Below are 5,128 nucleotides of genomic sequence, written 5' to 3'. Positions count from 1 at the left end.
GGCCTACCCGGCCCCGTCGGCCCCCGCCTGGGGCGCCCCGCACGGCGGCCACGGGCACTACGGCCATCACCGGCACAGGAGCTTCGGCCGCATGCTGTTCTCCAGCTGACCCCACGAAGAAGCCCCCGGCCGTCTCGTGCGGCCGGGGGCTTCCTGGTGTGTGGACGATACTGGGATTGAACCAGTGACCTCTTCCGTGTCAGGGAAGCGCTCTCCCGCTGAGCTAATCGTCCTCGGGACCGTGATCACGAATACGAACCACGGGTCCTGTGCGCGATACTGGGATTGAACCAGTGACCTCTTCCGTGTCAGGGAAGCGCTCTCCCGCTGAGCTAATCGCGCGGGTGGATCTTCGGCAGATCCAGTGGACGATACTGGGATTGAACCAGTGACCTCTTCCGTGTCAGGGAAGCGCTCTCCCGCTGAGCTAATCGTCCTTGGAGGTGGAGACGGGATTTGAACCCGTGTAGACGGCTTTGCAGGCCGTTGCCTCGCCTCTCGGCCACTCCACCAGGAGTGGAGGGGACCGGGAGATCCCCTCTTCCCTCGAGCGGACGACGAGGTTCGAACTCGCGACCTCAACCTTGGCAAGGTTGCGCTCTACCAACTGAGCTACGTCCGCCTGTCGTTTCGGTCCGCTTCACGCGGCCCGGCGACGTGTTGAACTCTAGCGGATTCCGGGGCCAGCACAAAAACGCGTTTGTGCAGCGTGCTGCGCCACGTCCACTCCGCGACCTGGTCAGGTGCCCGAAACGGTACGCCCGGGCCCGGCTCGCCGGGCCCGCCCTACACTTCTCGACGTGCTCGACCTCGCTCCTCTCGCCCGGTTCGGCGACCGTGTCGCCACCGGCCTGGCCGACGTCACCGGCGACCCCGCGGCCCTGGACTCCACCGGTTTCTGGGCCGTCGCCGCCGACTACGAAGGCCGCCTGACCTGCGCCCGCTTCCGTGACGTACGGCACGAACCCGTGCCGGCCCCCGCGACCGGCGCCTGGCGGGGCCCGGCCGCCGGCGACTGGACGTCCTCCCTCGACCGCGCCGCGTACACGGCGGGCGTACGCCGCGTCCGCGAGCACATCGCGACCGGCGAGGTCTACCAGGTGAACCTCTGCCGCGTGCTCTCCGCGCCCGTGACGCCCGACGCCGACGTGGACGCCCTGACCGCCGTACTGGCCCGCGGCAACCCGGCACCGTATGCCGGAACGATTCGCCTGCCCGGGCACGGAGTGGAGATCGCCACCGCGTCCCCCGAGCTCTTCCTGCGCCGTGACGGCCGGACGGTCGAGTCCGGCCCGATCAAGGGCACCGCCCGCACCGAGGCGGAACTGCTGGAGAAGGACCACGCCGAGAACGTGATGATCGTGGACCTGGTCCGCAACGACATCGGACGCGTCTGCGCCACCGGCAGCGTCACCGTGCCCGACCTGTGCGTCGTCGAGAAGCACCCCGGCCTGGTCCACCTCGTCTCCACGGTCCGCGGCGAGCTGCGCGAGGGCGCCGGCTGGCCGGAGCTGCTCGACGCCACCTTCCCGGCCGGCTCGATCACCGGCGCCCCCAAGTCCAGCGCCCTGCGGATCATCGACGCCCTGGAGACCGCGCCCCGCGGCCCCTACTGCGGCGGCATCGGCTGGGTCGACGCCGACCGCGGGGTGGGCGAGCTGGCCGTCGGCATCCGCACCTTCTGGATCGACCGCGCCGCCGACAGCACGGCCGTCCTGCGCTTCGGCGCCGGCGCCGGCATCACCTGGGACTCCGACCCCGAGGGGGAGTGGCGGGAGACCGAACTGAAGGCGGCCCGGCTGCTCGCAGTAGCGTCGGGCACGTACCAGGAAAGCGGAGAGGGAGCGCGGCAGTGCTGTGCCGGCCCGGGGGACACCCCCCGGACCCCCGGCCGACGCGACGTACCCGGCACGGACAAGCGAGGTAAGGACCAGTGAAGATCTGGCTCGACGGCGGACTGCGGGACATCGGGTCCGCGCGCGTCTCCGTTCTCGACCACGGGCTGACCGTGGGCGACGGCATCTTCGAGACGGTGAAGGCGACCGGCGAAAAGCCGTTCGCGCTCACCCGACACCTGGACCGGCTCACCCGGTCCGCCCGCGGCCTCGGCCTGCCCGACCCCGACCACGACGAGGTCCGCCGCGCCTGCGCCGCCGTCCTCGAGGCCAACCCGATGCCGCTGGGCCGGCTGCGCATCACCTACACCGGCGGGCACGGCCCCCTCGGCTCCGACCGCGGCGACCAGGGCCCGACCCTGGTGGTCGCCCTCGGCGAGACCACCCGCCGCCCCGGCTCCACCGCCGTCATCACGGTCCCCTGGACCCGCAACGAGCGCGGCGCGCTCACCGGCCTGAAGACCACCTCGTACGCCGAGAACGTCGTCGCCCTCGCCCGCGCCCACCGGCACGGCGCCACCGAGGCCCTGTTCGGCAACACCGTCGGCCGGCTCTGCGAGGGCACCGGCTCCAACGTCTTCGTCGTCCTCGACGGAGAGATCCACACCCCGCCGCTCGCCTCCGGCTGCCTCGCCGGCATCACGCGCGCGCTCGCGATCGAGTGGACGGGCGCGAAGGAGACCGACCTGCCGCTGGACGTCCTGCGGCGGGCCGACGAGATCTTCCTCACCTCCACCCTGCGCGACATCCAGGCCGTCCACCGCGTCGACGACCGCGAACTGCCGGGCGCACCGGGCCCGGTGACGGCCAAGGCCGTGCGGGTCTTCGACGAGCGGTCCGGGGACGACCTGGACCCGTAGAACCGGATCCGCAGAAGTGGAAGCGGCGCATATTCGGCTGCCCCACGGCGCCGCAGCGGGTAGAACACCCCTGATGACCACGACCCTGCGGCCGACCGAGCCGCTTCAGCAGCACGCCGACGGGACCCGTTCACGCCGCTACCAGGTGTGCGTGAACAGCCGGCCCGTCGGCGGGATCCACCTGACCACGCACCCCGTCTTCGGGCCGGCCGTCGCCCGCGTCCTCGACCTGCGCATCGACGAGCCGGACCGCCGGCGGGGCCGCGGCACGGTGGCCGCGCTCGCCGCCGAGGAGGTGGCGCGCGGCTGGGGCTGCGGGCGGATCGAGGCCGCCGTGCCCGCCGACGCCGAGGCCGCGCTCCGGCTCGTCACGGCACTCGGCTACGTCGAGCGCAACCGCGGCATGGAGAAACAGCTCGGCACCACCGCGCCCGCACTGCCCGCCGGCAGCCGGGGCAGACCCATGACCGAGGCCGAGTACGGGCCGTGGCGCGAACGCGGCAAGGCCGCCTACGCCCAGAGCTGGATCGACCGCGGCGTCCCCGCCGACCAGGCGCGGGCCAAGGCGGAGGACGACCACGCCCGGCTGCTGCCCGAGGGGCCCGCGACCCCGGGCATGCTGCTCAGCGTCCTGGAGCACGAGGGCGCCCCGGTCGGCACACTGTGGTTGGCGATCACCGAGGACCGGGCCTTCGTCTACGACGTCAAGGCCGACGAGCGCTTCCGCGGCCGGGGCCACGGCCGCTCCCTGATGCTGCTGGCCGAGGCCCAGGCGGTGGCCGCGGGCAGACGCGTCCTGGGCCTGAACGTCTTCGCGGGCAACACCCCGGCCGAGCGGCTGTACGAGTCGCTGGGCTACCGGCCGGTGCTCCACTCCTTCTCCAAGGGGCTGCTCTGACCGCTCAGGCACCCTCGGCCAGCAGACGGTCCACGATCTCCTCGACGCGCTCGCGCAGCCCCTCCTGGCTCTTGCCGCCGTCCAGGCGCTCGCCCCCGACGACGTACGTCGGCGTGCCGGTGACGCCGATCGCCTTGCCCTCGGCCTGGTCGGCGTCGACGATCAGGATGTGCCGGCCGTCGACCAGCGCGGTGTCGAACTCCTCGGCGTCCAGGCCCAGTTCACGGGCCACCTCGACCAGGACGGGCTCGCCCCCGCGGTCCAGCTCCTCGACCCGGGCGAGCACCGCCTCCACGTACGGCCACATCCGCCCCTGCTCGGCGGCCTCCTCGGCGGCCTGCGCGGCGGCGAAGGAGTGCTTGTGCTTCTCCAGCGGGAAGTGCCGCAGCCTCAGCTCCAGCCGGTCGCCGTACCGGGCGCGCAGGGCCCGCAGGTCCTCCAGCGCGGTACGGCAGTCGGGACACTGCAGCTCGCACCAGACATCGAGAACGGGGGCGGCGGACGCGGGGGAGGAGTCGCTCATGCGCCCAGTCTCCCAGGCCCCGGTACCTGCGGCGGAGGCGACCCGGAGATCTCCCTGATCTCCGCCCCGAGCATGGCTTCCCGGGTGCCGGACGGTGCAGGATGGAAGGGACGAACCACCCCGACCGGTGAGACCCGACCCGGTGAGCCCCGACTGGAGGACCGGATGATTGCCGAGACCGTCTGTTCCGCCGTTTCCGCGGCAGGCCTGGGCATCGCCGCGGTCACGGCCTACCGCAAACGCTTCCTCACCGCGGCCCGTGTCGCCGCCTACTCCCTCATCCCCGTCGGCCTGGTGATGACCGGGATCGTCGGCTGGCTGGCCGACACGGCCTTCAGTCCGACCGCCTGGGCGGGCTTCGGCCTGCTCGGCGGCGCCTGGCTGCTCTTCGCGACGACCCGGGCGGTCGAGCGCCGCCGCGGCGGTACGCGGCAGGAGCGCAAGGAGGCGGCCCGCGCGGCGGGCCGGGGCGCGGTGGCTCCGGCGGCGTCGGCGCCGTCCCTGGGCCCGGCCACCCGCCAAACCGGCCCTCCCGCCTCCCGTCCGGCGACAGGGGCCGGGGGCGAGGACGACTTCAGCGACATCGAGGCCATCCTCAAGAAGCACGGCATATGACGCTCGTTCTCCGGCCGTAAGTGATCAAGGTCCGCGCCGAAGCGAAACGAAGATCACGTAATCCGGGAACTCCCGTACATTACGCGCGTGTTGATCGCGTCGCAGGCGTCGGCTGCGTCATCATCGCCCCGAGATGGTGGACACGACACAGAGCGAGTCCGCGCCGCCGCAGGGCGAGCGGCGCGGCTGCCTCTTCGCCCTATCCCAGCCGCCGCTGATGATCTTCCTTGCGGTGATCGGGTGTCTGCTGCTCATGGCTTCGTTGCACGACCTGCTGTTGCTGTGAGCCGTACCCGTGCGTCCTCGGCGCCACCCGCCGAGGACCACGACAACACCA

Annotated in this window: 6 protein-coding genes, 5 tRNA genes and 1 pseudogene; 6 read left to right on the top strand and 6 right to left on the bottom strand. The window is 72.3% G+C overall.

Annotation, left to right across the window (positions count from 1 at the left end; translation table 11 throughout):
• Positions 1-109: pseudogene (locus C1I97_RS43070) on the top strand (zf-TFIIB domain-containing protein); the annotation flags it as partial.
• A gap of 52 nt (positions 110-161) precedes the next feature.
• On the opposite strand, the gene C1I97_RS31095 reads toward C1I97_RS43070, so the two are convergent.
• The 5 genes from C1I97_RS31095 to C1I97_RS31075 form a co-directional block, all read right to left on the bottom strand.
• Positions 162-233 (bottom strand) — tRNA-Val (locus C1I97_RS31095).
• A gap of 37 nt (positions 234-270) precedes the next feature.
• Positions 271-342 (bottom strand) — tRNA-Val (locus tag C1I97_RS31090).
• A 23-nt stretch (positions 343-365) separates the two neighbouring features.
• A tRNA-Val gene (locus C1I97_RS31085) sits at positions 366-437 on the bottom strand.
• A 1-nt stretch (position 438) separates the two neighbouring features.
• Positions 439-512: transfer RNA gene (locus C1I97_RS31080), tRNA-Cys, on the bottom strand.
• Between the two features lie 37 nt (positions 513-549).
• A tRNA-Gly gene (locus C1I97_RS31075) sits at positions 550-622 on the bottom strand.
• Between the two features lie 178 nt (positions 623-800).
• On the opposite strand from C1I97_RS31075, the gene C1I97_RS31070 reads away from it, so the two are divergent.
• The 3 genes from C1I97_RS31070 to C1I97_RS31060 all read left to right on the top strand — a co-directional run bounded on the left by C1I97_RS31070 (position 801) and on the right by C1I97_RS31060 (position 3,653).
• On the top strand, positions 801-1,937 hold the full coding sequence (locus C1I97_RS31070; RefSeq protein WP_258382820.1) for a chorismate-binding protein: 1,137 nt from the start codon (positions 801-803) through the stop codon (positions 1,935-1,937).
• Positions 1,934-2,755, top strand: coding sequence for an aminotransferase class IV (locus C1I97_RS31065; protein ID WP_111006408.1), 822 nt, complete (start codon positions 1,934-1,936; stop codon positions 2,753-2,755). The genes C1I97_RS31070 and C1I97_RS31065 overlap by 4 nt, the downstream gene beginning before the upstream one ends.
• Before the next feature lie 73 nt (positions 2,756-2,828).
• Entirely contained in the window at positions 2,829-3,653 is an 825-nt protein-coding gene (locus tag C1I97_RS31060) for a GNAT family N-acetyltransferase (RefSeq protein WP_111006407.1), read from the top strand.
• Positions 3,654-3,657: 4 nt separating this feature from the next.
• Here C1I97_RS31060 and C1I97_RS31055 read toward each other — a convergent pair whose 3' ends face one another.
• The gene (locus C1I97_RS31055) at positions 3,658-4,176 is read right to left on the bottom strand and encodes a DsbA family protein (RefSeq protein WP_111006406.1); all 519 of its coding nucleotides are present in this window, start codon (positions 4,174-4,176) and stop codon (positions 3,658-3,660) included.
• Positions 4,177-4,341: 165 nt separating this feature from the next.
• Here C1I97_RS31055 and C1I97_RS31050 point away from each other — a divergent pair, with 165 nt between their 5' ends.
• Positions 4,342-4,791: a hypothetical protein gene (locus C1I97_RS31050; RefSeq protein ID WP_111006405.1), complete on the top strand. Its 450-nt coding sequence runs from the start codon at positions 4,342-4,344 to the stop codon at positions 4,789-4,791.
• A gap of 133 nt (positions 4,792-4,924) precedes the next feature.
• Positions 4,925-5,077: a hypothetical protein gene (locus tag C1I97_RS40275; RefSeq protein ID WP_181446997.1), complete on the top strand. Its 153-nt coding sequence runs from the start codon at positions 4,925-4,927 to the stop codon at positions 5,075-5,077.
• The last annotated feature ends 51 nt before the right edge of the window (positions 5,078-5,128 follow it).

Source organism: Streptomyces sp. NTH33 (assembly GCF_003236365.1).
GTDB lineage: Bacteria > Actinomycetota > Actinomycetes > Streptomycetales > Streptomycetaceae > Streptomyces.
This window is presented reverse-complemented; position numbering and strand designations above follow the sequence as displayed.

What these genes read in the sequence shown, in the direction of transcription:
- C1I97_RS31060 (WP_111006407.1), top strand. Translation starts at nt 2,829, where the DNA reads ATGACCACGACCCTGCGGCCGACCGAGCCGCTTCAGCAGCACGCCGAC.
- C1I97_RS31055 (WP_111006406.1), bottom strand. Translation starts at nt 4,176, where the DNA reads ATGAGCGACTCCTCCCCCGCGTCCGCCGCCCCCGTTCTCGATGTCTGG.
- C1I97_RS31050 (WP_111006405.1), top strand. Translation starts at nt 4,342, where the DNA reads ATGATTGCCGAGACCGTCTGTTCCGCCGTTTCCGCGGCAGGCCTGGGC.
- C1I97_RS40275 (WP_181446997.1), top strand. Translation starts at nt 4,925, where the DNA reads ATGGTGGACACGACACAGAGCGAGTCCGCGCCGCCGCAGGGCGAGCGG.